We start from the raw sequence: 26,076 nt of genomic DNA, 5'->3' as shown, positions 1-26,076 counted from the left end.
GTGGGCGCGCGCTCAGCGCGCGCTCTCCGCTCTCAGTTCTCGATCTCGGCATCGGCGACGGCGATGGCGATGCCGAGCGCCGCGGCGATGTTGCCCGCCGCCGTCATGACGCGGGCGGTCCCCACGATGGGCGCGATGGCGACCAGGACGTCCTGCACCTGCTCGGCGGTCAGGCCGGCCCGGAGGCCGGGCTCGATGTGGGCCGCGTACGAGATCGGCGGGGCGTCCGAGGCGGCGAGGGCCGCGATCCGCGTGATGAGGAGCACGTCCGGGGCCAGTCCGCAGCGTTCCACCGAGTCGACGGTCATGGCGGCGAGGGTGTCCAGGACGGGGGTGTCGGATGCAGTGGACATGGCGCATGTCCTCCGGGGGGTGGGGGCGGGCCTTCGTACGGGGAGGCCGGAGCGGACGGGCCGCCCGGATCGCGATCGGGGCAAGGGCCCGCAACGGCGCGTACGGGCTCCGGAGGAGGTCCGCCGGTCGGCGGACCGGCGGGTCCCGCACCGGCACCCCGGCCGCCGCCCGCGCCGGACCGCGCGGAGCTCCGCTCCGCGCCACCTGAGCGCGGCCCGCCCACGCGGCTCGTCGTCACCGGATCCTCCTCGTCGGCGTGCGGTCGTGCGCGGACCTGCTCCCTGTCCGGCCGATCGGGTCCCTTCCACTGTCGGCCTCCCTCGCGTGCCGCGCACCTCAGGACACGCCCGACCACGGGGCAGCTCGTTCCGGCCGCACCCGGAGGCGCCCGACCGGGAACCGACCGGGTCGGACGCCGATCGCCGGCCTGAGGCGGACCGGCGCCGTGGCAGCGCGTTTCGGCGGTACGGACGCTCCGCCCGTCCCGGCGTGTCCCTCGCCGGAGGGGGAACTCGTACTGTTTGAATCTTTATATGGCAAATCGTGATGAAGCGGTTCTTTTCGGAAACCGGTTCCTGACCGCACCCGCTCCCTCGGACACGTTTCCCGAGGGGGGCATGACCGCGACGGACGCGATGAGGCTCGTGGACATGGATCTCGCCATGGAGGGCGACCCGCAGCGCAATCTGGCCACGTTCGTCACCACGTGGATGGAGCCGGAGGCACAACGGCTGATCGCCGAAAACCTCCATCGCAATTTCATCGACCACGCGGAGTATCCGATTTCGGCCGAGATCGAGCAGCGTTGCGTGCGCATGCTCGCCGATCTCTTCCACGCCCCGGGCGGGACGGCCGCCGGATGCCGGACCCAGGGCTCGTCCGAGGCGATCATGCTCGGAGCGCTGTCGCTGAAGTGGAAGTGGCGCGAGCGTCGCCGGGCCGCCGGTCTGTCGGCCGACCGGCCCAACCTGATCTTCGGCGGGGACGTCCACGTGGTGTGGGAGAAGTTCTGTCGCTACTTCGACGTCGAGCCGCGGATCGTGCCGCTCGCGGAGGGCAAGTACACGATCGGCCCGGAGGACGTGGAACCCCACCTCGACGAGAACACGATCGGTGTCGTCGCCGTCCTCGGCACCACGTTCACCGGCCACAAGGACGACGTCGTCGGCATCGACGCGCTCCTGCGGGACGTTCGCGACAAGCGGGACCTCGACATCCCGATCCACGTCGACGGCGCCAGCGGCGCATTCGTGTGGCCCTTCCTCTACCCGGATTCCGCATGGGACTTCCGGCTCGAACAGGTCCGTTCGATCAACGTCTCGGGCCACAAGTACGGCTTGGTCTATCCAGGCATCGGGTGGCTGGTCTTCCGCGAGGAGACCGACCTGGCCAAGGACCTCGTCTTCTACGAGAACTACCTGGGAAAGACCGACGCCACGTTCACGCTGAACTTCTCCACCGGCGCGTCGATGGTGCTCGCGCAGTACTACAACTTCGTGCGGCTCGGGCGCCAGGGCTACACCTACGTCATGAAGATGATGCAGGAGAACGCCCGTGTCCTGGCGGACAACCTGCGGAACAGCGGCCGCTTCGAAGTGATCGGCAGCGACCTCGAACAGCTGCCCCTCGTCGCGTTCCGCCTCGCCGGGAAGCACTCCTACGACGAGTCCGACATCGCCTGGCAGCTTTCCGCGGAGCGCGGATGGATGGTGCCGGCGTACACGCTCCCGCCCAACGCCGAGCGGGTGAAGATCATGCGTGCCCTCGTCAAGGAGACCTTGAGCCGGGAACACATCGACCGCCTGAGCCAGGACATCACCGACGCGTGCCGCACCTTGGACGACAAGGGGGCGACGCACGACGCCGAGCGGGCCCAGGTCAAGCGCGGCACCGGTTACTGAGCCTTTTCCGTCACCGTCGGCGTGGCTCGTCCGACCGGCCGGCCCACCGCCTGCAGAGCCGGGACGCGGTGTCCCGGCAGCGCCCCGTCCCCCTGCCGTCCGCCCCCTCCTGCACCTGGGGCGGGGACGGCACCGACCCGCAGGAGTGACTGGTCCGGTGATCCTCGACCTGGTGGTGATCGGTACGGCCGTCACTCTGGGGCCGCTGCACAACAGCGCCTTCATCCTGCTGCTCTTCTCGCGGCGAGGAGTTCGTCAGGGTCTGGCGTTCCTGCTGTCGTGGCTGGCCAACCTGGTGGCGGTGATCGCCCTCGTGGTCCTTCTGACCGGCGGTCAGCCCCCGGCCCGTCACAGCGTGCCCTCGACCGCTGCGATCACCGCGAAACTCGTCATCGGTCTGGCACTGGTGGCGTACGGGGCGTATCGGCACCATCGGCCGCCCCGCCCGCACGGCCCGCCCCGCTGGACCGCCCGGGTCGACAACGCCTCCCCGGGCGCGGCGGCCGGGCTGGCATGGCTGCTGCAGCCCTGGGGACTGGTCGCCGCCGGCGCCGCGACCGTCGTCGACGCGGACCTCTCCACCCCCGCCGACTGGCTCGCACTGGCCGGTTACTGCTTGCTGGCCACGCTCAGCCTCATCGTCATGGAGACCTACGTGGTCTGGGCCCCCGCGGTCGCGAACGCCCGGCTGAACGCCCTGCGAAACTGGCTCGGCCGACACCAGGAACAGCTGATCGTCGCCCTCTCCCTGGCCGCCGGCCTGTGGCTGACGGCCCGGAGCGTCTACCAGTTGGCCGCTTGACGCAGCGGTGCGGGGGATTCAGCCGGTACGTCGCAAGGCGGGCGGGTTCCCTTCACCGGTGAGGGCGGGCTCGCGGGGCCAGCTTTTCCGTCGACTCCTCCGCCATCGGCTGCTCCAGGTGTGAGGACGATCCCCGTTCCGGCCCGACGCTATGAGTCAGGACCCTCCGCCGCTCGGCGAGTCCGCCGAACGGGCGCCGGGGACGGCGACCGGTGCGAGGGCCCGGGCCGTCGGCCGTGCGCTCTCGTCGGCCCCGCCGGGTGGCGAGGCGGCGTCCGCCGCGGTGAACGCCATGCCGGGGGCGCGTGCCGCCGCGCTTCCCCGGGCAGGGACGCAGGCCCGGGGAAGCGCAGCGTGCGCGGAGCGCGAGGTGTCCGGTGGGGCGATCTCCCCGCTGGGCACCGGGCTTGTGCCCCTAGAAGAAGCCGAGCTTCTTCGGGGAGTACGAGACGAGGAGGTTCTTCGTCTGCTGGTAGTGGTCGAGCATCATCCGGTGGTTCTCGCGGCCGATGCCGGACTGCTTGTAGCCGCCGAAGGCGGCGTGGGCCGGGTAGGCGTGGTAGCAGTTCGTCCAGACGCGGCCCGCCTGGATGGCGCGTCCGGCGCGGTAGGCGGTGTTGGCGTCGCGGGTCCAGACGCCGGCGCCGAGGCCGTACAGCGTGTCGTTCGCCGTGCGGATCGCGTCGTCGAAGTCGGTGAAGGAGGTCACCGCCACGACCGGGCCGAAGATCTCCTCCTGGAAGATCCGCATGCGGTTGTCGCCCTCGAAGACGGTCGGCTGGATGTAGTAGCCGCCCTCCAGGTCGCCTCCGTGGCCCACCTGCTGACCTCCGGTCAGGATCTTGGCGCCCTCCCGCTGGCCGATCTCCAGGTAGGAGAGGATCTTCTTCATCTGCTCCGCCGACGCCTGCGCGCCGATCATCGTGGCCGGGTCCAGCGGGTGGCCCGGGACGATCGCCTCGGTGCGGGCGACCGCCGCCTCCAGGAACTCGCCGTAGTGGCCGCGCTGCACCAGCGCCCGTGAGGGACAGGTGCAGACCTCGCCCTGGTTGAGGGCGAACATGGTGAAGCCCTCCAGCGCCTTGTCGCGGAAGTCGTCGTCCGCCGCCCACACGTCGTCGAAGAAGATGTTCGGCGACTTGCCGCCCAGCTCCAGCGTCACCGGCTTCAGGTTCGCGGTGGCGTACTCCATGATCAGGCGGCCGGTCGACGTCTCGCCGGTGAAGGCGATCTTCGCCACCCGCGGCGAGGAGGCGAGCGGCTTCCCGGCCTCCTCGCCGAAGCCGTTGACGATGTTCAGCACGCCCGGCGGCAGCAGGTCCGCGACCAGGCTCAGCCAGAAGTGGACCGACGCCGGCGTCTGCTCGGCGGGCTTGAGCACCACCGCGTTGCCCGCCGCCAGCGCGGGGGCCAGCTTCCACACGGCCATCAGGATGGGGAAGTTCCACGGGATGATCTGCGCGACCACGCCCAGCGGCTCGTGGAAGTGGTACGCGACGGTGTCGTCGTCGAGCTCGCTGAGCGTCCCCTCCTGGGCCCGCAGCGCCCCCGCGAAGTAGCGGAAGTGGTCGATGGCGAGGGGGATGTCGGCCGCCAGCGTCTCCCGGACCGGCTTGCCGTTGTCCCAGGTCTCCGCGACCGCCAGCGCCTCCAGGTTCGCCTCCATCCGGTCGGCGATCCGCAGCAGCACCGTCGACCGCTCGGCCGCCGGCGTGCGTCCCCACGCGGGGGCGGCCGCGTGCGCCGCGTCCAGGGCGCGCTCGACGTCCTCGGCGGTGCCGCGGGCGATCTCGGTGAACGGCCGGCCGTCGACCGGGCTCGGGTTCTCGAAGTACCGGCCCTCGGCCGGGGCGACGTACGCGCCGCCGATCCAGTGGTCGTAGCGCGTCTGGTACGCCATCAGCGCGCCCTCGGTACCGGGTGCGGCGTAACGGGTCATGGGCGGACCTCCCTGCGGGTCGGACGGTTCCGGGCCGCCGGCGCCGCCGGGGGCGGGGTGCGCGGCGGTGGCCGGACGGCGCGCGCCCGTCGTCCCGACCGGCGCGCTCTCACCGCCGAGTGTGCGGAAGCGGACGTTGCAGTCCCGTTGCACCGCGGGCCAGTTCGGCCTCCAGGGCGTCGAGCCGGGCGCGTACGGGGGCGAGTTGCGCCGCCGGCACCGTCGCGCACAGCGCCCGCCACACCTCCGGGTCCTCCTCGCCCCAGGGGCTGTGGGCCCAGTCCGCGAGCAGCCGCGGGTCCGCCCGGGCCACCAGCGCCGCCCGCAGCCGGTCCGCCAGCCGTTCCCGGAGCCGTACGACCCCGGGCGCGGCCGAATCCGGCAGCAGCGGGCCCGGGTACTCCCCGGCGGCCGAGGCCACCGCCCCGGCGGCGAGCCGGCGGTCCACCACCGTGAAGTCGGCGTCGACCGGGACGGCGAGCCGGTAAGGACGCGAGCGCAGCAGCTCCGGGCCGAGCAGGGCCCGCAGGCGGGACAGCTCCGCGCGGAGCGTCACCGGGGGGACCGACTCGTCCTCGTAGAGGAGCGTCAGCAGCCGGTCGCCCGGCACCCCCTCCGGGTGGTGGGCCAGCAGCACCAGGATCTCACTGTGCCGGCGGCTCAGCCGGAGCCGCCGGCCGTCCACCGCGAGCAGCGCCTCGTCCCGGCCGAGCGCGGTGAGCCGGGCCCGGCCGGGGGCCGGGGCGGGGGCGAGGAGCGCCAGCTGGGTCTCGGCCGCCCGCGCCACCGCCCGCACCAGGCCGAGGCTGTGCGGGTGGGCGAGGCCCGCACCGCCGGTGAGGTCGACCGCGCCGAGCAGCCGCCCGCTGTGCGGGTCGTGCAGGGGGGCCGCGGCGCACGTCCAGTCCCGTACGGGTGGCCGGAAGTGTTCTGCCGACACCACCTGCACCGGCCCGTCGACGGCGAGCGCCGTCCCCGGCGCGTTCGTCCCGGCGGCGGACTCCGCCCAACCGGCGCCGGCCACGAAGTTCATCCGCCGCGCCTGCCGCAGCGTCGCCGGGTCGCCCTCCACCCACAGCAGCCGTCCGGCCGCGTCGCAGACGGCGAGCAGGTGGCCGCCGTCCCGGGCGTCCGCGCCGAGCAGTTCCCTGATCACCGGCATCGCCGCCGCCAGCGGATGCCCCTCCCGGTACGCGGCGAGGTCCTCCTCGTCCAGCTCCACCGACGCCGCCCCGTCCCGGCTGACCCGGGCCCGCTCGGACCGCCGCCACGACTCCGCGACCAGCTTCCGCACCGCCGGACGGGCCCCCGGCCGCGCTTCCGCCCCCGGCTCGCGCGGTCCGCTCCTCCGCGTCGTCGCCTCGCTCACACAGACCTCCCCATCGAGGACGTACGGCTTCCCGGCGCACATCGTCGTGGCCCCGGCCGCCGCCGACAAGGTCCCGGAAAGGGGCGCATATGCGTTCTGTCCGGGACTCGTCCGCCGGGGCGCGGGGCGTGGGGGGCGTGGGGGTACGAGGAGGGGGCGGGGTCAGGTGCGGTCGGGGGTCGTCAGGTGCCGTCGGGGGCCGGCTTTCCGCGCCGTGACGCCATCAGGAGCTTCTGCAGCTCGCGCGCGGCGCGCGGCGGGGCCACGTCGCTGCGGTGCGCCAGGGCGATCGTGCGGCGCAGGCCGGGCCGGGCGAGGGCGGTGACCCGCAGGTCGCGGCCGGCCCGGGCGGCGACCATGGCCGGGACGACGGCGAGCCCGAGCCCGGCGCGCACGAAACCGAGGACCGCGTCCAGCTCGCCGCCCTCGACCGTGAACGCCGGCTCGAAACCGGCCGCCCGGCAGGCACCCACGGTCAGCTCCCGCAGGTCGTAGCCGTGCCGGAACATCACCAGGGGCTGGTCGCGCAGGTCGGGGATCCGCACCGGGCGGCGCGGCGGCGGCGCGGAGGCGGCCGAGACCACCACCAGGTCCTCGCGCAGCAGCTCCACCGTGGTCAGCGCGGGGGAGGGGGTGGGCAGCGGCAGCACGACCAGCGCCAGGTCCAGGGCGCCCCGGGCCAGCTCCCGCACCAGGTCGTGCGAGCCGCCCTCCTCGATGAGCAGCTCGATCCCCGGGTGCAGGTCGTGGAAGGTGCGCAGGACGTCGGGGAGGAGGCCGGTGCAGAGGCTGGGGGTCGCGCCGAGCCGCACCCGGCCGCGCTTGAGCTGGGCGAGCTCCTGCACCTCGCGGCGGGCGGTCTCGGTGTCGGCGAGGATCCGGCGGGCCAGCGGCAGGAGGGCCTCGCCGGCGTCGGTGAGCGCGATGTTTCCCCGGGCCCGGCTGAACAGCTCCGCGCCCAGCTCCTGCTCCAGCGCCTTGATCTGCTGGGAGAGCGAGGGCTGCGAGACGTGGACCCGCTCGGCTGCCCGGGTGAAGTGCCGGGTCTCGGCCACGGCCACGAAGTAGAGGAGCTGCTGGAACTGCATGAGCCCAGCCTAGGGCACACGCATAGCTTCAGCCTATCGAGATCAGCCGGACCATGTCTTGGACCTCTGGGGTCCTTCGGCCCTACCGTCGACGGCATGGCTCTGGCACCCAGCAAGGACACGGCGACCGCGAAGGGCTCGGCGTCCACCCGGGACGCGTCCCCCGCACGTCCGCCGTCCCGCACCCCGTCCCGCGGCTTCTGGTCGTCGACCATCGGCAAGAAGACCGTGATGGCCGTGAGCGGCCTGATCATGCTCGCCTACCTGGTCGCGCACGTGGCCGGGAACCTCAAGGTCTTCTTCGGCCCCGAGGAGTTCAACGGCTACGCGCACTGGCTGCGGGTGATGGGCGCCCCCGTCCTCCACCACGAGTGGGGGCTGTGGATCGCCCGGATCGCGCTCCTCGCCGCCGTCGGCGCGCACGCCGTCTCCGCGTACCAGCTCAGCAGGCGCGACATCAGGGCCCGCCCCACCCGGTACGCGCGCAAGCGCAAGGGCTCGTCCTACGCCACCCGCACCATGCGCTGGGGCGGGATCATCCTCGGCCTCTTCATCGTCTGGCACATCCTCGACCTCACCACCGGGACCGTCCACCCCGGCGGCTTCGAGGAGGGCAAGCCCTACCAGAACGTCATCGACACCTTCTCCACCTGGTACGGCAACACGATCTACATCGTCGCCATGCTCGCCGTCGGCCTGCACGTCCGGCACGGCTTCTGGAGCGCCGCCCAGACCCTCGGCGTCGGCAACGCCCGGCGCGAACGCGTCCTGCGGCTGCTGGCGAACGGCCTCGCGCTCGTCCTGACCGCGGGCTTCATCGCCGTCCCCGTCGGCGTCATGACCGGAGTGGTGAACTGACCATGGAATACCTCGACTTCCGCACCGGCGACCCGATCGCCGACACCAAGGCCCCGGCCGGCCCCATCGCCGAACGGTGGGACACCCGCCGCTTCGAGGCGAAGCTGGTCAACCCCGCCAACCGGCGCAAGCACCGCGTCATCGTCGTCGGCACCGGCCTCGCCGGCGGATCCGCAGGCGCCACCCTCGCCGAACAGGGCTACCACGTCGTCCAGTTCTGCTTCCAGGACTCGCCGCGCCGCGCCCACTCCATCGCCGCCCAGGGCGGCATCAACGCCGCCAAGAACTACCGCAACGACGGCGACTCCATCCACCGCCTCTTCTACGACACGGTCAAGGGCGGCGACTTCCGCGCCCGTGAGTCCAACGTCCACCGGCTGGCCCAGATCTCCGTCGAGATCATCGACCAGTGCGTCGCCCAGGGCGTCCCCTTCGCCCGCGAGTACGGCGGCCTCCTCGACACCCGCTCCTTCGGCGGCGTCCAGGTCTCCCGCACCTTCTACGCCCGCGGCCAGACCGGCCAGCAGCTCCTCCTCGGCGCCTACCAGGCGCTCTCCCGGCAGATCGCCGCCGGGAACGTCGAGATGCACGCCCGCACCGAGATGCTCGACCTCGTCGTGGTCGACGGGCGGGCCCGGGGCATCGTCGCCCGCGACCTGATCACCGGCGCGATCTCCACCCACTACGCGGACGCGGTCGTCCTCGCCAGCGGCGGCTACGGCAACGTCTTCTACCTCTCCACCAACGCGATGAACTCCAACGCCACCGCCGTCTGGCGGGCCCACCGGCGCGGCGCCTACTTCGCCAACCCCTGCTTCACCCAGATCCACCCCACCTGCATCCCGCGCACCGGCGACCACCAGTCGAAGCTGACCCTGATGAGCGAGTCGCTCCGCAACGACGGGCGCATCTGGGTCCCCAGGGCCAAGGGCGACACCCGCCCCGCCGCCGAGATCCCCGAGGACGAGCGCGACTACTACCTGGAGCGGATCTACCCCTCCTTCGGCAACCTGGTCCCCCGCGACATCGCCTCCCGCGCCGCCAAGAACGTCTGCGACGAGGGCCGGGGAGTGGGCCCCGGCGGCCAGGGCGTCTACCTGGACTTCGCCGACGCCATCGCCCGGATGGGCCGGGCCGCCGTCGAGGCCAGGTACGGCAACCTCTTCGACATGTACGCGCGGATCACCGCGGAGAACCCGTACGAGACCCCCATGCGGATCTACCCGGCCGTCCACTACACGATGGGCGGACTCTGGGTCGACTACGACCTCCAGACCACCGTGCCCGGCCTCTTCGCCATCGGCGAGGCCAACTTCTCCGACCACGGCGCCAACCGGCTCGGCGCCTCCGCCCTCATGCAGGGCCTCGCCGACGGCTACTTCGTGCTGCCCGCCACCATCAACGACTACCTGGCCCGCCACCCGAAGTCCGAGCCCGTCACCGACGAACACCCCGCCGTCCGCGAGGTGCTGGCCGAGACCGAGGACCGGCTCGCCCTCCTCCTCTCCGTCGACGGCGACCGCACCCCCGACTCCTTCCACCGCGAACTCGGCGAGGTCATGTGGGAGTTCTGCGGCATGGCCCGCACCGCCGAGGGGCTGCGCACGGCGCTCCGCCGCATCCCGGAGATCCGCGAGGAGTTCTGGCGCCGCATCAAGGTGCCGGGCAGCGGCGAGGAGTTCAACCAGTCCCTGGAGAAGGCCAACCGGATCGTCGACTACCTCGAACTCGCCGAGCTGATGTGCCTCGACGCCCTGAACCGGGAGGAGTCCTGCGGCGGCCACTTCCGCGAGGAGTCCCAGACCCCCGACGGCGAGGCCGCCCGCCGCGACGAGGAGTTCTCGTACGCGGCCGCCTGGGAGTTCACCGGCACCGCCCCCGTCCTCCACAAGGAGGAACTCGCCTTCGAGTACGTCCACCCCACCCAGCGGAGCTACGCATGAAGCTCAACCTGCGCGTCTGGCGCCAGCGGAACAGCGGCGCCGAGGGCGCCATGGCCACCTACGAGGTGGACGGCATCTCGCCCGACATGTCCTTCCTGGAGATGCTCGACACCCTCAACGAGGAACTCATCCTGCGCGGCGAGGACCCCGTCGCCTTCGACCACGACTGCCGCGAGGGCATCTGCGGCGCCTGCAGCCTCGTCATCAACGGCGACGCCCACGGCCCCGAGCGCACCACCACCTGCCAGCTCCACATGCGCTCCTTCCGCGACGGCGACACCGTCGACGTCGAGCCCTGGCGGGCCTCCGCCTTCCCGGTGGTCAAGGACCTCGTCGTCGACCGCACGGCCTTCGACCGGATCATCCAGGCCGGCGGCTACGTCACCGCCCCCACCGGCGCCGCGCCGGAGGCCCACGCCACCCCGGTGCCGAAGGCCGCGGCGGACTCGGCCTTCGAACACGCCGAGTGCATCGGCTGCGGGGCCTGCGTGGCCGCCTGCCCCAACGGCTCGGCGATGCTCTTCACCTCCGCCAAGGTCAACCACCTCAACGTGCTGCCCCAGGGCGCCCCGGAGCGCGAGACCCGGGTCCTCGACATGGTCGCCCAGATGGACGCCGAGGGCTTCGGCGGCTGCACGCTCACCGGCGAGTGCGCCACGGCCTGCCCGAAGGGCATCCCGCTGCCGTCGATCGCGGCCATGAACAAGGAGTGGCTGCGCGCCCGTCGCAAGGTGAAGTGAGCGGAGGCCCCTCCGGCAGCGGCCCCTCCCGGGGAGACCCCTCCCGGGGAGACCCCTCCCGGGGAGACCCCTCCGGCGGAGGGCCTTCCCGCGGAGGTCCTTCCGGCGGCGGAACGTCCCCGCGGCAGGAGGAATCCGCGTTCCGCGCGGAAAGAGGGAACAAAGCGTCGGCCCGGGCCGTTCTCACCGGGCCGACGCCGTTCCGACCGAGGAGAACCTTGCCCGACGCACAGACCGCCGCTCCGTCCGCCGACGCCTACACCAGCCGGTTCCCGCTGCCCCCGCTCGCCGACCAGGCCGAGCGGCTGATCGCGCTCGGGCTGCCCGCCCTCACCGGCATCGACGCCGGCGAGCTGCGGGCCTTCGCGGAGAAGGCCGCCGCCGACGCGCCGGAGGGCTCCCTCCTCGCCGTCCACCCGGACGCCGCGCCCGCCTCGGTCCTCACCCCGCTGCTCCGGCTCGCGGACAGGCCCGGCTTCCTCGTGGTCGACATGGAGGACGTCGACGCCTTCGCGCCGCAGGGCGTGGAGCTCCCCGAGGGGCCGTTCTACCTGGTGCACGACCTGGACCGGGGCGACCACATGGGCAACTGGAGTCCGGAGGAGGCCCTGCCGGCCCTCACCGGAGCCGGCCGGACGCCGCTCGTCCTCACCGAGGGCATCCACTGGCTGCTCCAGCGGCCCGAGGTCCTGGAGCGCAACAAGTGCTTCATGACGATCGGTTCGCGCCTGCGCAAGGCCAACGGCGCCTTCGACGCCCGCACTCCGGCCGTCTGGATCAGCAACGGCACCGGCCGGGACGGCAAGGAGCGCAAGGGCGCGCCCAAGGTCGGCTGGTGCTGGTGGAACAACCGGCACACCTGGCTCGGCTTCGGCTCGACCACCGGCCGGAACGGCTAGGCCGTTCCCCGGGACCGGGCCGGACGGGGGAGCGGCACCCGCCGTACGGGTGCCCTCCTCCGGGCGCTCAGGGCCTGGGGGTCCACTTCCGCGCCCACTCCGGGGTGCGGAAGGCGCCGCCGTACATGGGAAGGCGGATCTCCTCGCCGTAGCGGGCGAGTTGCGCCCAGGGGCGGTTGAGGCCGGCCGAGCCCTGTTCGCGAACCCGGGTGACGGTGTCCAGGTCCAGGACGTCGACGAGGACCTCCTCGCCGGAGCCGGCCTGCTGGCGGACGATGCCTTCGGGGTCGACGATCGCACTGGTCCCGACCCCCGCCGGGTCGGCGGCGTTGACGTTGACGACGTACACCTGGTTGGTCCACGCGTTGGCGCGGGCGCAGACCAGCTCCATCTCCCGGTCGCGCGTGGTGGTGAGGGTGGGCTGGACGATGATCTCGGCTCCGAGCCAGGCGAGTTGGCGGACGGTCTCGGGGAAGGAGCCGTCATAGCAGATCGCGAGTCCGATCCGGCCCACGCCGGGGAGGTCGAAGACGGTGAATCCGTCGCCGGGGGCGGTCCTCTCGTACGGCTGCCAGGGGAAGACCTTGCGGTAGCGGGCGACGATCTCGCCCTCCGGCGAGACGACGACGGCGGTGTTGTGGAACCGGCCGTCCTCGCCGCGCTCGAAGAGGCTGCCCGGGACCAGCCAGAGGCCGGTCTCCCGGGCGAGCGCGCACAGCCGGTCGGTGGTCGGTCCCGGTATCGGTTCCGCGGTCCGCTCCATCCAGCCTTCGGGAGCGGGGCCGAGCAGCGGCCCCTCGGCGGCGAGCAGCAGCTCGGGCACGACGACGAGCTGCACGTGCGGGAAGAGGGACAGGGTGGCGCGGACCTGGCCGGCGTACCGCTGCCAGGTCGCTTCGAGGTCGTAGGGGACGGGGGCGGTCTGGAGGGCCGCGATGGCGAGGGTGCGCATGGGATCGGTCCTTGTCGGTGGGGTGGGTCGGGGGGTCGCCTTCGGCGTGACGGCGAGGCGGCGCACGAGGGTCAGTCGTCCGTGGTGACGAGCCGGGAGGCGACGGTCGCGCGCCCGTCGCGGAAGAAGGCCGGGTAGGCGGCCCGGGCCGTGAGCACGGCGAGCGCTCCCGCGGCGAGCGAGCCGGCGCCGAGCAGGAAGACGCCGCCGACACCGTGGAAGGAGGTGGTGCCGTAGGCGGGGTCGACCATGTCGTACGCGCTGCGGACGAACGCGCCGAGCATGAGCAGGCCGCCTGCCAGCGGCAGGACGCCGCGCAGGAGCAGGGCTCGCGGGGACGTGCGCAGGCGCTTGCGGAAGTACCAGACGCAGGCGAGTGCGGTGGTGCCGTAGTAGCAGGCGATGAGCAGCCCGACGCAGAGGATGGCGTCGCCGAGGAAGGCGTCGGAGAGCAGGGAGAGGGCGAGGAGCACGGCCGCCGTCGCGCCGCCGTAGAAGACCGTGCCGAAGGAGGGCGTGCGGTACCGGGGGTGCACGCGGGCGAAGGCGGCGGGCAGGGCGCCGTGCGAGGCCATGGAAAGACTGCCGCGCGGGCTGCTGACGAGACAGGTCAGCAGGGCGGAGGCGGCGGAGACGCACACCGCGAGTTCCATCACCTTGGCGAAGGCGTCCCCGAGGACGGGCGGGGCGAGGGACGCGAGGACGTCGGTGGCGTTGTCGGGATTGCCGAGGCCGAAGCCGGTGGTACCGGTACCGGCGAAGGACACGACGGCGAAGGCGGTGAAGAGGTAGGTGCCGAGCAGCACCACGGTGGAGATCACGGCCGCCTGGCCGGGGACGCGATCGCTGTCGCGCGTCTCCTCGTTGGTGGTGATCAGGGCGTCCCAGCCCCAGTAGATGAACAGGCAGAGCAGCACGGCCTGCGCGAAGGAGTCGAAGCCGTCGATCGCGAGGGGGTCGAGCCAGCTCGGCGAGGGGCTGGAGACGCCGGGGCGGGCGAGGGCGGCGGCCCCGAAGCCGATGAGGGCGAGCAGCTGGAGGCCGAGCAGGACGTACTGGAGGCCGGCCGCGACGCGCAGGCCCCGGCGGGCGACGAGGGTGAGGCCGGCGACGATCGGTACGGCGACCGCGGCGACGACGAGGGGGTCCTCCGCCCCCTCCAGACCGAGGAGGCCGAGCAGGTAGCCGGAGCTGACCTGGGCGAGCGCGGCCATCGCGATGAGGGTGGCGATCTGTGGCACCCAGCCGCCGGCGAACCAGCCCGTTCGGGGACCGAAGGCGCGGGTGTTCCAGACGAAGGTGGTGCCGCAGTCGGGCATCTCCCGGTTGAGCTCGCGGAAGGCGAAGGCGGTGAGCAGGATCGGCACGAAGCCGAGGAGGAGCGCGGCCGGGGCGAGGTCACCGACGACCAGGGCGACGTAGCCGAGCGTGACGGTGATGCTGTAGGCCGGAGCCGTGGAGGACAGGCCGAGTGCGACGGTGGCGAGGAGACCGACGGAGCCGCTGCGCAGGCCCTTGTCCGTCTCGTCCGGGTGCGTCGTCGTCATGACGTGCTCCTGGGGAGGGAGGAGTTTGTTAAACGCAGATTTAAGATCTGGTCAACGTGCACGTCAAGGCCTGGATGAATATGATCTGAATCGCTGTATAGATCATTCGGGAGAGGAGGGGGCCTCATGGCGGCGAAGTCCGGGGGGACGAGGAAGGGCGCCGGAGGCGGCCGGGAAGCGCGCAGGGCGGCGCTGGCGGAGGCGGTGCAGCGGGCCCTGCTCACCCGCGGACTGGAAGGGCTGCGACTGCGCGACGTCGCCGACGAGGCCGGCGTCACTCCGGCCGCGGTGCTCTACTACGGAGACCTCGACGCCCTCGTCCACGAGACCTACCAGCAGGCCATCACCCGCTACAGCCAGGATCGCGAGGCGGCCGCCGACGGCTTCGACGACGCCCGCCTCAAGCTCCGGGCCTGCATCGACAAGGGCGTGGCCGCCGGACCGGACGACGCGCTGACCCGGCTGCTCTTCGAGTACTGGCCGCGCTGCCTGCGCGACGCCAGGGCGGCCGCCCTCGACAGCGCCCTGACCGAGCGTCAGATCGCCGTCTACGCGGAGATCCTCACCCTCGGCCGGGCCCAGGGCCACTTCGTCCTCCAGGACCCTCCCCGGCTCATCGCCGCCAACTTCGTGGCCATGGAGGACGGCTATCAGATGGAGGTCCTGGCCGGCCGTCGTGTTCGTGCCGAGGTGATCGCCGCCCTGCACGCGTACGCACGCGCCGCCACGGGCCACGATCCGGGTGCCGACACGGGACGCGGGTCCGGCCGGCGGGATCCGGAAGGAACGGCCTAGGCCGTTCCGGCGGGGCCGGGCCGTTCTTTCCGGGCTCCCCGGAAAGAACGGAAGGAACGCTCCGGCGGCCGGGCGGCCGCTCGCGTGCGCCCCGCGCCGGCCCGGACGGCTCAGGCGGCCTCCTCCACCGGGTGCTCCTCCACCGAGCGGGAGTCGGTGAGGCTCAGGGCGCCGCCGGCGGCGATCAGGCCGACGACGACGGCGAGGAGGGCGTAGGTGACGCGCTCGCCGTGGAAGAAGGACGCGACGAGGCCGCCGCTCCAGACGCCGTCGGGGAGCCGGGTGGTGACCAGGACGGCGATGAGGGTGCCGACGACGGCCGTGCCCACGCTGGAACCGACCTCCTGGGCGGTGTCGTTGAGGGCGGCGCCGATGGAGGTGCGGTTGTCCGGCATGGCCTCGACGAGGGCGACCGCGCAGATCGTCATGACGGTGCGCAGGCCGATGGTCATCAGGACCATGCAGACGGCTATGACGGCGTAGCCGTGCTCGACGCCCCAGGCGAGCCCGGCCAGCGAGCCCGCGAGGAACCCGGCGCCGACCAGGCAGGCGACGCGGTGCCCGAAGCGGCGCGCGAGCCATTCCGACAGCGGGGTCGCCAGGAGCATCGTCGCGATGACCGGCAGGTTGGCGAGGCCGGCCCGGACGGGGCTCCACCCGTAGGCGTACTGGAAGTGCAGGATCAGGCCGAACATCACGCTCGCCATGGCGATGGACGTGCCGGTCTGCGCGAGGGCGGCGCCCCGGACGGTCCCGCGGGAGAAGAGGCGCAGGTCGAGCATGGGGGAGGCCGTGCGGTGCTCGTGCCGGACGAACCAGACCGCCGCGGCGAGGGCGCCGACGACCGACGCGAGGGTGACCGTGGAGAGCCAGCCGTGCTCGACGCCACTGGTGAGCGCGTAGCAGGCGAGGCCGATGGCGGCGACGCTCAGGACGGCGCCCGGCACGTCGAGGGAGTCCTTCGTCAGGTCCTCCGGGCGGTCGGCCGGGACGCCGAGCCGCACACCGGCGCAGGCGATCACCGCGAGGGGCGCGTTGACCAGGAGCAGCCACTCCCATGACACGTGCGCCAGCGCCGTACCGCCGAGCAGCGGGCCGAGGACGAAGCCGGACATGCCGACGACGATCATCACGGTCATGGCGCGCATGCGCAGCGCCTTGTCGTCGAAGAGCCGGAAGACCAGGGAGTTGGTGATCGGCGCCATCGCCGCGGCGGCTATGCCGAGCGCCGCGCGCAGGGCGATCAGTCCGCTCGCGGAGGAGACGAGGAGCACGCCGAGGCTGAGCGTGCCGAAGACCGCGAGTCCGATCAGGAGCACCCGGCGGCGCCCGAACCGGTCCGCGACGGATCCGGCGGTGAGCAGCAGCCCGCCGAACGTGAGCGAGTAGGCCCCCGTCACCCACTGGAGCGCGGTGGTGCCCGCGCCCAGGTCGCGGCCGATGGTCGGCAGCGCGATCGACAGCAGCGTGTTGTCGACCATCTCGACGAAGAAGGCCAGGCAGAGCGCGGCCAGGGGGATCCACGCCGCGCGCAGCGACGGGTAGGTGCGGGGCGGGTCGGTGAACGTGGCGGTGGTCATGGCGCACTCCTTTCGATCGAACGCAGTTCGGTTATCGAACGATGTTCCATCCGGTACGATAGAACAACGTTCGATCCGATGCAAAAGTGAGGGGCCACGCCATGGCACGCCAGCCGACCCGCTCCGGCGGCGGACGCCGACGCGCTTCCCACTCGATGGAGTCCGTCCTCGGCGAGGCGGTCGCCCTGCTCGACGAGGCGGGAGCGCCGGCGCTGACCTTCCGGGCCCTGGCCCAGCGCCTCGGGGGAGGCGTCGCCAGCATCTACTGGTACGTCGCGAACAAGGACGAGCTGCTGGACCTGGCCACGGACCACGTCATGGCCGGCGTCCTCGCGGACATCGAGAAGCTCCCGCCCGGCGAGGACGCGATCGACGACCTGCGCGCGATGGCCGTCACCCTCTTCGACGCGGTCGTGAGCCGCCCCTGGCTCGGCGCGTACTTCATGCGCAACACCGACGTCCAGGGCAATTCCCTGCGCATCTACGAGAAGCTCGGCCGGCAGACCCTCCGCCTGGACCTCACCGCCCGCCAGCGCTTCCACGCCGTCTCCGCGGTCGTCGGCGTCGTCGTCGGCTCGGCCGTCGACATGGGCCAGGAGCCTCCCCAGGAGATCCTCGACGGCGCGGTGGACCGCGACGAGTTCCTCGGCCGCTTCGCCCGGACCTGGCGCGAGCTCGCCCCCGAGGAGTTCCCCTTCATCCACGAGATCGTCGACGAGTTCGACGGCCACGACGACGTCGACCAGTTCCGTTCGGCCCTGGACCTCACCCTGGCGGGCCTCCGGCTCCAGGCCGGCCTCTGACCCCTCCCCGCCCCCGGGCGCCGGGACCCGCCGCCGGGGCGGGTCCGTCCGTGGCGTGCCGGCGCGGGGCCCGTCTCACCCGCGGGTGATTCCCAGGGCCCGGGCCAGATAGGGGGCGGTGCGGCTCTCCGGCGTCCGGGCCACCTCGGCCGGGGGGCCCTCGGCGACGATCCGGCCGCCGGCCCCGCCGCCGCCCGGACCGAGGTCGATCACCCAGTCGGCCCCGGCGGCCACGTCCATGTCGTGCTCGACGACGACGACCGTGTGGCCGCCGTCCACCAGGCCGCGCAGCTGCCGCACCAGCACCTCGACGTCGGCCGGGTGCAGACCGGTGGTCGGCTCGTCGAGGACGTACAGGGTGTGCGCGCGGCGCGGCCGCTGGAGCTCGGAGGCGAGCTTGATCCGCTGGGCCTCGCCGCCGGAGAGCTCGGTGGCGGGCCGGCCCAGGCGCAGGTGGCCGAGGCCGACGTCGAGGAGGGTGGTCAGGCTGCGGACCGCCGCCGGGACCTCGGCGAAGAACTCCGCCGCCGACTCCACCGTCAGGTCCAGGACCTCGGAGATCGTCAGTCCGCGCAGCCGCACCCCGAGGGTCTCCGGGTTGTAGCGGGCGCCGCGGCAGTCCGGGCAGGGCGCGTACGTGCTCGGCAGGAAGAGCAGCTCCACCGAGACGAAGCCCTCGCCCTGGCAGGTCTCGCAGCGCCCGCCGGGCACGTTGAAGGAGAAGCGGCCGGCCTTGTAGCCGCGGGCCCGGGCCTCCTCGGTCTCCGCGAAGAGCTTCCGCACCACGTCGAAGAGCCCGGTGTACGTGGCCAGGTTGGAGCGCGGGGTGCGGCCGATCGGCTTCTGGTCCACGGTCACCGACCGTCCGGCACCCTCCCGTCCCTCGGTGAGGGCGCCGACGAGGGTGGACTTGCCGGAGCCGGAGACGCCGGTCACGGCGGTGAGGGCGCCGCGGGGGAAGGCGGCGTCGACGCCGCGCAGGTTGTGCCGGGTGACGGGCCCGGTGCGCAGCCAGGAGCCGGGGGCGAGGGCGGGCCGTCCGGGGACGGGGGGCCTCTCGAAGAGGAAGCGGCGGGTGGCCGACTCCTCGACGTGCGCGAGGAGTTCCGGCGGGCCGCTGTGCAGGACCCGGCCGCCGTGCTCGCCGGCGTGCGGGCCGACGTCCACGAGCCAGTCGGCGTGCCGGACCACGTCGAGGTGGTGCTCGACGACGAAGACCGAGTTGCCCGCCGCCTTCAGCCGGTCGAGGACCACGAGGAGGGCCTCGGTGTCGGCGGGGTGCAGACCGGCGGACGGCTCGTCGAGCACGTACACGACGCCGAAGAGACCGGCCCGGAGCTGGGTGGCGAGGCGGAGCCGCTGGAGCTCGCCGCTGGAGAGGGTGGGGGCGGTGCGGTCGAGGCCGAGGTAGCCGAGGCCGAGTTCGGTGACCGTGGCGATCCGGGCGAGCAGGTCCCCGGCGAGGACGCGGGCGGTCTCGGGGGCGCCGGGCGCGGTCGCCGGGGCCAGCACCTCGGCCAGCTCGGTCAGCGGCAGCGCGGCCAGCTCGGCGATGGTCCGGCCGGCGAAGGTGACGGCCAGCGCCTCCGGGCGCAGCCGGCTCCCGCCGCACACCGGGCACGGCGCGCTGGTGAGGAAGCGTTCCGCCTTGGCCCGCAGCGCGGGGCTCTTCGAATCGGAGTAGGTGCGCAGGACGAGCCGGCGGGCGCCGGTGTACGTGCCCTGGTACGGGCGCTGGATCCGGCCCGCCTCCCGGACCGGGTGCACGGTGACCACCGGCTGTTCGTCGGTGAAGAGGATCCACTCCCGGTCCTCGGGGGCCAGCTCCCGCCACGGCCGGTCGACGTCGTACCCGAGGGCTTCGAGGACGTCCCGGAGGTTCTTGCCCTGCCAGGCGCCGGGCCAGGACGCGACGGCTCCCTCCCGGATCGACAGGCCGGGGTCGGGGACGAGGAGCTCCTCGCTGGTGCCGTGGATCCGGCCGAGTCCGTGGCAGGACGGGCAGGCGCCGGCCGCGGTGTTGGGGGAGAAGGCGTCGGAGTCGAGCCGGTCCGCCCCGGCCGGGTAGTCCCCGGCGCGGGAGTACAGCATGCGCAGCGAGTTCGACAGGGTGGTGACCGTGCCGACGGAGGAGCGGGCGCCGGGGGTGGCCCGGCGCTGTTCGAGGGAGACCGCCGGGGGCAGGCCGGTGATCTCCCCGACCTGCGGCGCCCCCACCTGGTGGATGAGCCGGCGGGCGTAGGGCGCGACCGACTCGAAGTAGCGGCGCTGGGCCTCCGCGTACACCGTCCCGAAGGCGAGCGAGGACTTCCCGGAGCCGGAGACGCCCGTGAAGACGGTGAGGGTGTCGCGGGGGATGTCGACGTCCACGTCCCGGAGGTTGTGCTCGCGGGCGCCCCGGACGCGGACGAACCGGTCGTGACCGGAAACTGGATCCTGCATGCGTGGATTTTATCCAATATCGGTTTCGTCGCAGGTCGGGGGCGCCGTCCCCGGGTTCCGGCGTGTCCCGCGGCGTGCGCGGACGGCGGCCGGGAGGTGGCGGGGCGCGGCGCGCCGGGGTGTGCGGGGAGGTTCCCGGGGATCTCCGGATGACTTCCGGGTTCGCGAATTGACGAAGCGTCAGTTATTGACGGTTCGTCAGGTCGGTCACAGAATGCCGTCACCCGATGGAGGGATCGCCCGTGCCTCGACCGTCGCGCGCCGTCGCCGCCGTGTTCGCCCTGCTCCTCGCCACCGCCTGCAACTCCGCTTCCGGCGGCGGCGGTACCCCTTCCTCCGTGCGCGGGGTCACCGCCGACACCGTCAAGGTCGGCGGCATCGTCTCCATGACGACCGCCAGCGGCTACTCCAAGAAGGACACCGACCTCGGCGCCCGGGCCCGCTACGACCGGGCCAACGCCGAAGGCGGGATCAACGGCCGGAGGATCGAGTACCTGGGCGCCGAGGACGACGGCCAGGACCCCTCCAGGAACCTGGCCGCGGCCCGCAAGCTCGTCCAGCAGGAGAAGGTCTTCGCCGTCTCGCCCATGAGCTCGGTCACCTTCGCCGGGGCCGACTTCCTCGACTCCCAGAAGGTGCCCACGGTGGGCTGGGGCACGCTCCCCTCCTTCTGCGGGCCCCGCCACATCTACGGCTTCAACGGCTGCCTCGTCCCGACGCCCGGCGGCACCCTCAACCAGACCTGGCCCGAGAGCCTCGCCTCCGTCCTCGGCGGCGCCCGCGGCAGGTCGGTCGCGCTGATCGCCGGCGACAACGACGCCGGCAAGTTCGGCATCCGCACCTTCACCCAGGGCTTCAAGGCGGCCGGCTTCCAGGTCCCGTACGCCAAGGCCGTCGTCCCGGCGACCTCGATGCCCAGCGACTGGTCGGCGTACACGAAGGAGATCCTCCGCTCGGGCCCCGGCGGCGGCGCGCCCGACGCCGTGATCTCCGTGATGCAGACGCCGTACAACATCGGCCTCTTCACCGCCCTCAAGCGCTCCGGCTACCGCGGGATCCTCTCCGACCCGACGGACTACGACCCCGGACTGCTCGCGAAGGACGCGACGAAGCAGGCCCTCGACGGGGTGTACGTCCTGCTCCAGTTCCAGCCCTTCGAGTCGGACGGTCCCGCCATGCGCCAGTTCAAGGAGGACGTCAAGAAGGCCGCCGGAGGCCGGGACGTACCCCTCAACATGCACATGATGACCGGCTACATGAGCGCCGACCTCTTCCTCTCCATCGCCGAGAGGGCCGGCGAGGACCTCACCGTGGAGTCCTTCCAGAAGGCCGCCGACGGGTTCTCCGACACCGGGACCCTGGTGGGCGACCGCGCCGAGCCCAAGGGGCAGAAGGAGAGCTTCGGCTGCGGGGCGCTCGTCCGCCTGAAGGACGGCCGGTACGAGGTGGCGGTGCCCTTCCGGTGCCATCCGCCGATCCCCTTCGGCTGAGGGGCGCGCCCCGTGGGTGACCTGCTGGGCTTCGTCCTGAGCGGACTGGTGTCGGGCGCGCTCTACGCGCTGCTCGCGACCGGCCTCGTCCTCTCCTCCTCGGCCTCCGGGCTCTTCAACTTCGCCCACGGGGCCACCGCCTACCTGTGCGCGCTGGCCTTCCACGAACTCCACTCCGGCTTCGGCTGGCCGGCCGTGCCCACCGCGCTGCTGCTGGTGTGCGGAGGCGCGCCCGCACTCGGCTGGGGCCTGGACCGGCTGATGTTCCGCAAGCTCGCCGGGGTCGGCGAGACGGCGCAGATCGTGGCCACGATCGGCCTGCTCGTCGCCCTGCCGGCGGCCGGACTCTGGCTGGTCGAACTCCTGGAGCGGATGGGCGCCCCCGTCCAGCCCGCCGAGAACCAGTTCGGACTGCCGGGCGTTGGCCCGAGCCCGGCGGTCTCCTGGCAGCCGCTCGACGGCGTCGGGATCGACTCCGACCAGCTGATCACCTGGATCGCGACCGCCCTCGTGGCCGCCGGACTCTGGATCCTGCTGCGGCGCACCCGACTCGGCCTGGAACTGCGGGCGTCGGTCGACGACCGGGAACTGACCGGGCTGCGCGGCATCGACGCGGACCGGCTCTCCTCGATCGCCTGGATGCTGTCGTCCGGTCTCGCCGGACTCGCCGGAGTCCTCGCCACCCCGCTCCTCGGGCTCTCCGCGCACGACTACACGCTGTTCCTCTTCGTCTCGGCCACCGCGGCGGTCCTCGGGCGCTTCGTGTCGGTGCCGCTCGCCTTCGCGGGCGGGCTCGGACTCGGCGTGCTGCAGAACCTGGTGGCGGGATACGCGTCCTTCACCGACGACATCACCGGACTGCGCACCGCCGTGCCGTTCCTCGTCCTCTTCGCCGGCCTCGTCGTCCTGGTGCGCCGCCGCCGCGGCGCGGGCACGGCGGCGGCGGACCCGCCTCCGGCCGACCACCTCGCCGGCCGGGGACGGGCCCGCCGCTGGGGCGCGTGGTCGGCCGCCGCCGTCCTGCTCGGCGCGGCCTTCTACACCGTCACCACGCCCTTCTGGAGCGGGATCCTGGCCCAAGGACTCGCGATCGGAATCGTGTTCATGTCCTTCACGGTGGTCACCGGCCTCGGTGCGATGGTGTCGCTGGCCCAGGCGACCTTCGTGACCGGCGCGGCCCTCGTCGCGGGCCTGCTGATCAGCCACGGCTGGCCCTTCGCCGCCGCCGCGGCCGCGGGCACGGCCGCCGCCGCCCTGCTCGGCGCGCTGGTCGCGCTGCCCGCCCTGCGGCTCGGCGGCCGATCGCTGGCCCTGGCCACCCTCGCGCTCGCCTTCCTCGCGGACCAGGTGCTCTTCCAGATCGGATGGCTGCGCAACGGCGACACCGGCTGGGAGCTGCCGCGGCCGGTCGCCGGTCCGGTGGACCTGGGCGACGACCGGGCGCTGGGCCTCGCCCTGGTGCTGCTCAGCGCGGCCCTCGTCGCGCTGCTGACCCGGCTGCGCGGCTCCCGCTGGGGCCGGGCCGCGCTCGCCGTCCGCTCCGCCCCCGAGGCCGCCGCCGCGTCGGGCGTGTCGGTGGTCCGGACGAAGCTCCTGCTGTTCACGGTGTCGGCGGGCCTCGCCGGCTTCGGCGGGGTGCTCCACGCCTCGTACAACACCCGCATCACGGCGACGGACTTCACCGCGATGACGGGCCTGGTGTGGCTGGCGGTCGTGGTCGCGGCGGGGGTCCGCAGGCCGCAGTTCGCGGTGGTGGCGGGGCTGGTCTTCGCGGTGGTCCCGCACCTGATGGCCCAGTACGTCACGGAGTCCGCGCACCTGCCGGTGATCCTCTTCGGCCTGGCGGGCCTCGCGCTCGCGAACGACCCGGACGGATACTGCGCCGCGTTGCCGTCGAGGCGCGCGGCCCGCCGCGCCGCGGCCCGGGCGGCCGGCACGGGGCGGACCCCGCCGGAGCCGGGACGCCAGGAGCCGCCGCTGCCGGACCGGCAGGCCCCGCCGGCACCGGCAGGGCAGGCCCCACGGGCCCCGGCCCGGCGGGACCCGCCGGAGGGGGCGCGGCAGGATCCGCCGGCAACCGCGCCGGACGCCCCGCGGAAGGCCCCGCCGGGGCCCCGGCGGCCGGAGGAGCTCCGCGCCCCGGGCGCGGGAGCGGCCCCCGCCGCCCCGTACCCGGCGGCGTGCGCCGCCCGCGCCGCCGCGCCGGGGCCCGGCGGCGGGGTCAGGGGCGACGGCGTCTCGGACGGGCAGCCGCACGCGCTCGAACTCGCCGGTGTGCACGCCGGGTACGCCGGTGCGCCCGTGCTGCGCGGCGTGGACCTGGCGGTGCGCGGCGGCGAGGTGGTCCTGCTGCTCGGGCCCAACGGGGCCGGGAAGTCCACCCTCTGCCGGGTGGCGGCCGGACTGCTGCGCCCGACCGGCGGCCTCGTGCGGGTGCGCGGCGAGGACGCCGGCCGCGACGGGGCGGTCGCCCGGGCGCGCCGCGGGGTCCGGCTGGCCCCCGAGGGGCGGGGGATCTTCGCCGGGCTCTCCGTCGAGGAGAACCTCGCCCTCCAGCTGGCCGCCGCCGACGACCGCGACGCCGTGTACGCGCGGTTCCCCGCGCTCGCCGCCCGCCGTCCGGTCCCCGCCGGGGCCCTGTCGGGCGGCGAGCAGCAGCTCCTCGCCCTCGCCCCGCTCCTCCAGCGGCCGCCGGCCGTCCTCGTCGCCGACGAGCCGTCCCTCGGACTCGCTCCGCGCGTCGTCGAGGAGGTCTTCCGGCTGCTGACCGAACTCCGCGACCAGGGCACCGCGCTGGTGCTCGCCGAGGAGCGGGCGGCCGAGGCGCTCGGCGTCGCCGACACCGTCGCCTGCCTCGCGCAGGGCGAGGTCGTCTGGTCCGGGCCCCGGTCCGAGGCCGACCGGGACCGGCTCGCCGAGGCCTACCTGGGGACGGGAGTCCGCCGATGAACCAGCCGCTGCTGCGCGCCGCCGGCGTCGACGTCCGCTTCGGCGGCGTCCACGCCCTGCGCGGCGTCACCGTCTCCGTGGGCCCCGGCGAGATCTGCGGCCTCATCGGACCGAACGGGGCGGGCAAGACGACGCTCTTCGACGTCCTGTCGGGGATGCGGCGGCCGGACGCGGGGACCGTCGCGTACGACGGGGCGGACATCTCCCGCCGCTCCCCGGCCTGGCGGGCCCGGCACGGGATCCGCCGCACCTTCCAGCGCCGGCAGCTCTTCGGCCAGCTGACCGTCGAGGACAACCTCGTCGTGGCGCGGGAGTGGCGCGGCGGGCTCCGCCCGGCGGCGCGCGGGCACCGGGAGCGGGCCGCCGCCGTTCTGGCGTCGTGCGGGATCGACGCGCTCGGCGGCGCGTACGCGGGCGCCCTGCCCGTCGGACAGGCCCGGATGGCCGAGCTGGCCCGCGCGCTGGCCGACCCGCCCCGGGTCCTGCTCCTGGACGAGCCCGCCTCCGGGACGACCGCCGAGGAGCGCGGCCGGCTCGCCTCCGTCGTCCGCCGGGCGGCGGGGGAGGGGTGCGCGGTGCTGCTCGTCGAGCACGACGTGGCCTTCGTGGGGGAGCTGTGCTCGCGGGTCGTCGTGCTCGACCTCGGCGAGGTCCTCGCCGAGGGGACGCCGGCCGAGATCCGCGCCCACCCGGCGGTCCGGGAGGCGTACCTCGGCCTCTGACCCGTGGCCCGCGCGCCGCGCCCGCCGGGCCGCGTCTCCCCGGGGCGCGGACGACGCGGCGCGGACGGCGGGGCCGTCCCGGGCTGTCGGCGGCGGCTCCTAGGCTGGCCGTGTGACAGGTGACCTCCGGCCGCTGGCCGTCTTCGACCTCGACAACACGCTCGCCGCGACCTCCCACCGCCAGCGCTTCCTGGAGCGCCGCCCGAAGGACTGGGACGCCTTCTTCGCGGCGGCCCCCGACGACCCGCCGCTCGACGAGGGCGTCGCCCTGTGCCGGGAGGCCGCCGAGGAGTGCGAGGTGGTCTACCTGACGGGCCGCCCGGAGCACTGCCGCCGCGACACCCTGGCCTGGCTGGCCGCCCAGGGGCTGCCGGAGGGGCCGGTCCACATGCGGCGGCACCGCGACTTCCGGCCCGCGCGGGTCACCAAGCTGGAGGTCCTGCGGCGGCTCGGGGCCGGCCGGGAGGTCCGGATGCTGGTCGACGACGACCTGCTCGTCTGCGACGCCGCGCGGGCCGCCGGCTTCCGGGTCGTCCGCGCGCACTGGGCCACCCCCTCCGAGGTGCTGGGGGAGGCCCAGGAGCGCGAGGGCAGGACCTGATCCGGCCGCGGGCGCGGCGTACGGACGGTCAGGCGCCTTCGTCCAGCCGGAAGCCGACCTTGAGGCCGACCTGGTAGTGCTCGATCCGCCCGTCGACCAGGTGCCCGCGCACCTGGGTGACCTCGAACCAGTCGAGGCCCCGCAGGGTCTGCGAGGCGCGCTCGATGCCGTTGCGGATGGCCTGGTCGACTCCCTCGGTGGAGGTGCCGACGATCTCGGTGACGCGGTAGGTGTGGTTCGACATGGGGGCCGGACTCCTCTCGGTGCCCTCGATGGGCTCCCTCCACCGTGCCCCAGGCCGG

Annotated in this window: 21 protein-coding genes; 12 read left to right on the top strand and 9 right to left on the bottom strand. The window is 73.6% G+C overall.

Annotation, left to right across the window (positions count from 1 at the left end; all coding sequences use genetic code 11):
- Window positions 1-32: 32 nt before the first annotated feature.
- The gene (locus IE287_RS11340; protein ID WP_189848833.1) at window positions 33-353 is read right to left on the bottom strand and encodes a carboxymuconolactone decarboxylase family protein; all 321 of its coding nucleotides are present in this window, start codon (window positions 351-353) and stop codon (window positions 33-35) included.
- Window positions 354-887: 534 nt separating this feature from the next.
- Here IE287_RS11340 and gad point away from each other — a divergent pair.
- Together gad and IE287_RS11330 are read left to right on the top strand one after the other, a co-directional pair.
- Window positions 888-2,255: a glutamate decarboxylase gene (gad, locus tag IE287_RS11335; protein ID WP_189848832.1), complete on the top strand. Its 1,368-nt coding sequence runs from the start codon at window positions 888-890 to the stop codon at window positions 2,253-2,255.
- A 157-nt stretch (window positions 2,256-2,412) separates the two neighbouring features.
- Entirely contained in the window at window positions 2,413-3,057 is a 645-nt protein-coding gene (locus tag IE287_RS11330; RefSeq protein ID WP_189848910.1) for a GAP family protein, read from the top strand.
- A gap of 415 nt (window positions 3,058-3,472) precedes the next feature.
- Here the strand turns inward: IE287_RS11330 and exaC are convergent, their stop codons facing one another.
- The 3 genes from exaC to IE287_RS11315 form a co-directional block, all read right to left on the bottom strand.
- Window positions 3,473-4,996, bottom strand: coding sequence for an acetaldehyde dehydrogenase ExaC (exaC, locus tag IE287_RS11325; RefSeq protein WP_189848831.1), 1,524 nt, complete (start codon window positions 4,994-4,996; stop codon window positions 3,473-3,475).
- Between the two features lie 109 nt (window positions 4,997-5,105).
- On the bottom strand, window positions 5,106-6,365 hold the full coding sequence (locus IE287_RS11320; protein ID WP_229883407.1) for a helix-turn-helix domain-containing protein: 1,260 nt from the start codon (window positions 6,363-6,365) through the stop codon (window positions 5,106-5,108).
- Between the two features lie 182 nt (window positions 6,366-6,547).
- Window positions 6,548-7,453 (bottom strand): LysR family transcriptional regulator, encoded by a 906-nt coding sequence (locus tag IE287_RS11315; RefSeq protein WP_189848830.1) that lies wholly within the window; start codon window positions 7,451-7,453, stop codon window positions 6,548-6,550.
- A gap of 231 nt (window positions 7,454-7,684) precedes the next feature.
- Between IE287_RS11315 and IE287_RS11310 the strand changes: the two genes are divergently transcribed.
- The 4 genes from IE287_RS11310 to IE287_RS11295 all read left to right on the top strand — a co-directional run bounded on the left by IE287_RS11310 (window position 7,685) and on the right by IE287_RS11295 (window position 11,893).
- Complete coding sequence (locus IE287_RS11310) at window positions 7,685-8,311, top strand: succinate dehydrogenase (protein ID WP_229883420.1); 627 nt, start codon at window positions 7,685-7,687, stop codon at window positions 8,309-8,311.
- A 2-nt stretch (window positions 8,312-8,313) separates the two neighbouring features.
- The gene (locus IE287_RS11305; RefSeq protein ID WP_189848828.1) at window positions 8,314-10,254 is read left to right on the top strand and encodes a fumarate reductase/succinate dehydrogenase flavoprotein subunit; all 1,941 of its coding nucleotides are present in this window, start codon (window positions 8,314-8,316) and stop codon (window positions 10,252-10,254) included.
- Window positions 10,251-10,994, top strand: a complete 744-nt coding sequence (locus tag IE287_RS11300; protein WP_189848827.1) for a succinate dehydrogenase/fumarate reductase iron-sulfur subunit — start codon at window positions 10,251-10,253, stop codon at window positions 10,992-10,994. Before IE287_RS11305 ends, IE287_RS11300 begins: the two co-directional genes overlap by 4 nt.
- Window positions 10,995-11,212: 218 nt before the next feature.
- Window positions 11,213-11,893, top strand: a complete 681-nt coding sequence (locus tag IE287_RS11295) for a DUF5701 family protein (RefSeq protein ID WP_189848826.1) — start codon at window positions 11,213-11,215, stop codon at window positions 11,891-11,893.
- A gap of 67 nt (window positions 11,894-11,960) precedes the next feature.
- On the opposite strand, the gene IE287_RS11290 is transcribed toward IE287_RS11295, so the two are convergent.
- Both IE287_RS11290 and IE287_RS11285 read right to left on the bottom strand, forming a co-directional pair.
- On the bottom strand, window positions 11,961-12,845 hold the full coding sequence (locus IE287_RS11290; RefSeq protein WP_189848825.1) for a carbon-nitrogen hydrolase family protein: 885 nt from the start codon (window positions 12,843-12,845) through the stop codon (window positions 11,961-11,963).
- 71 nt (window positions 12,846-12,916) lie between these two features.
- Window positions 12,917-14,392 carry an APC family permease gene (locus IE287_RS11285; protein WP_189848824.1) on the bottom strand — a complete coding sequence of 492 codons (1,476 nt, stop codon included), beginning with the start codon at window positions 14,390-14,392 and terminating at the stop codon, window positions 12,917-12,919.
- 126 nt (window positions 14,393-14,518) lie between these two features.
- Between IE287_RS11285 and IE287_RS11280 the strand changes: the two genes are divergently transcribed.
- Window positions 14,519-15,187 (top strand): TetR/AcrR family transcriptional regulator, encoded by a 669-nt coding sequence (locus IE287_RS11280; RefSeq protein WP_189848823.1) that lies wholly within the window; start codon window positions 14,519-14,521, stop codon window positions 15,185-15,187.
- Window positions 15,188-15,297: 110 nt separating this feature from the next.
- Here IE287_RS11280 and IE287_RS11275 read toward each other — a convergent pair whose 3' ends face one another.
- On the bottom strand, window positions 15,298-16,767 hold the full coding sequence (locus IE287_RS11275; RefSeq protein WP_189848822.1) for an MFS transporter: 1,470 nt from the start codon (window positions 16,765-16,767) through the stop codon (window positions 15,298-15,300).
- 155 nt (window positions 16,768-16,922) lie between these two features.
- Here IE287_RS11275 and IE287_RS11270 point away from each other — a divergent pair, with 155 nt between their 5' ends.
- Window positions 16,923-17,570, top strand: coding sequence for a TetR/AcrR family transcriptional regulator (locus tag IE287_RS11270; RefSeq protein WP_189848909.1), 648 nt, complete (start codon window positions 16,923-16,925; stop codon window positions 17,568-17,570).
- 75 nt (window positions 17,571-17,645) lie between these two features.
- On the opposite strand, the gene IE287_RS11265 is transcribed toward IE287_RS11270, so the two are convergent.
- Window positions 17,646-20,012 (bottom strand): ATP-binding cassette domain-containing protein, encoded by a 2,367-nt coding sequence (locus IE287_RS11265; RefSeq protein WP_189848821.1) that lies wholly within the window; start codon window positions 20,010-20,012, stop codon window positions 17,646-17,648.
- Window positions 20,013-20,254: 242 nt separating this feature from the next.
- Here IE287_RS11265 and IE287_RS11260 point away from each other — a divergent pair, with 242 nt between their 5' ends.
- The 4 genes from IE287_RS11260 (at window position 20,255) to IE287_RS11240 (ending at window position 25,774) form a co-directional block, all read left to right on the top strand.
- The gene (locus IE287_RS11260; RefSeq protein ID WP_189848820.1) at window positions 20,255-21,502 is read left to right on the top strand and encodes an ABC transporter substrate-binding protein; all 1,248 of its coding nucleotides are present in this window, start codon (window positions 20,255-20,257) and stop codon (window positions 21,500-21,502) included.
- A 12-nt stretch (window positions 21,503-21,514) separates the two neighbouring features.
- Window positions 21,515-24,451, top strand: a complete 2,937-nt coding sequence (locus IE287_RS38450) for an ABC transporter permease subunit (RefSeq protein ID WP_229883406.1) — start codon at window positions 21,515-21,517, stop codon at window positions 24,449-24,451.
- Window positions 24,448-25,173, top strand: a complete 726-nt coding sequence (locus IE287_RS11245; protein ID WP_189848819.1) for an ABC transporter ATP-binding protein — start codon at window positions 24,448-24,450, stop codon at window positions 25,171-25,173. Before IE287_RS38450 ends, IE287_RS11245 begins: the two co-directional genes overlap by 4 nt.
- A gap of 112 nt (window positions 25,174-25,285) precedes the next feature.
- Window positions 25,286-25,774: a phosphatase domain-containing protein gene (locus tag IE287_RS11240; RefSeq protein ID WP_189848818.1), complete on the top strand. Its 489-nt coding sequence runs from the start codon at window positions 25,286-25,288 to the stop codon at window positions 25,772-25,774.
- Between the two features lie 28 nt (window positions 25,775-25,802).
- Here IE287_RS11240 and IE287_RS11235 read toward each other — a convergent pair whose 3' ends face one another.
- A complete protein-coding gene (locus tag IE287_RS11235) occupies window positions 25,803-26,018 on the bottom strand; it encodes a dodecin (RefSeq protein ID WP_189848817.1) in 216 nt (71 codons plus the stop codon).
- Between the last annotated feature and the right edge of the window lie 58 nt (window positions 26,019-26,076).

Source organism: Streptomyces omiyaensis, from assembly GCF_014650895.1.
Taxonomy (GTDB): Bacteria; Actinomycetota; Actinomycetes; order Streptomycetales; family Streptomycetaceae; genus Streptomyces; species Streptomyces omiyaensis.
This window is presented reverse-complemented; position numbering and strand designations above follow the sequence as displayed.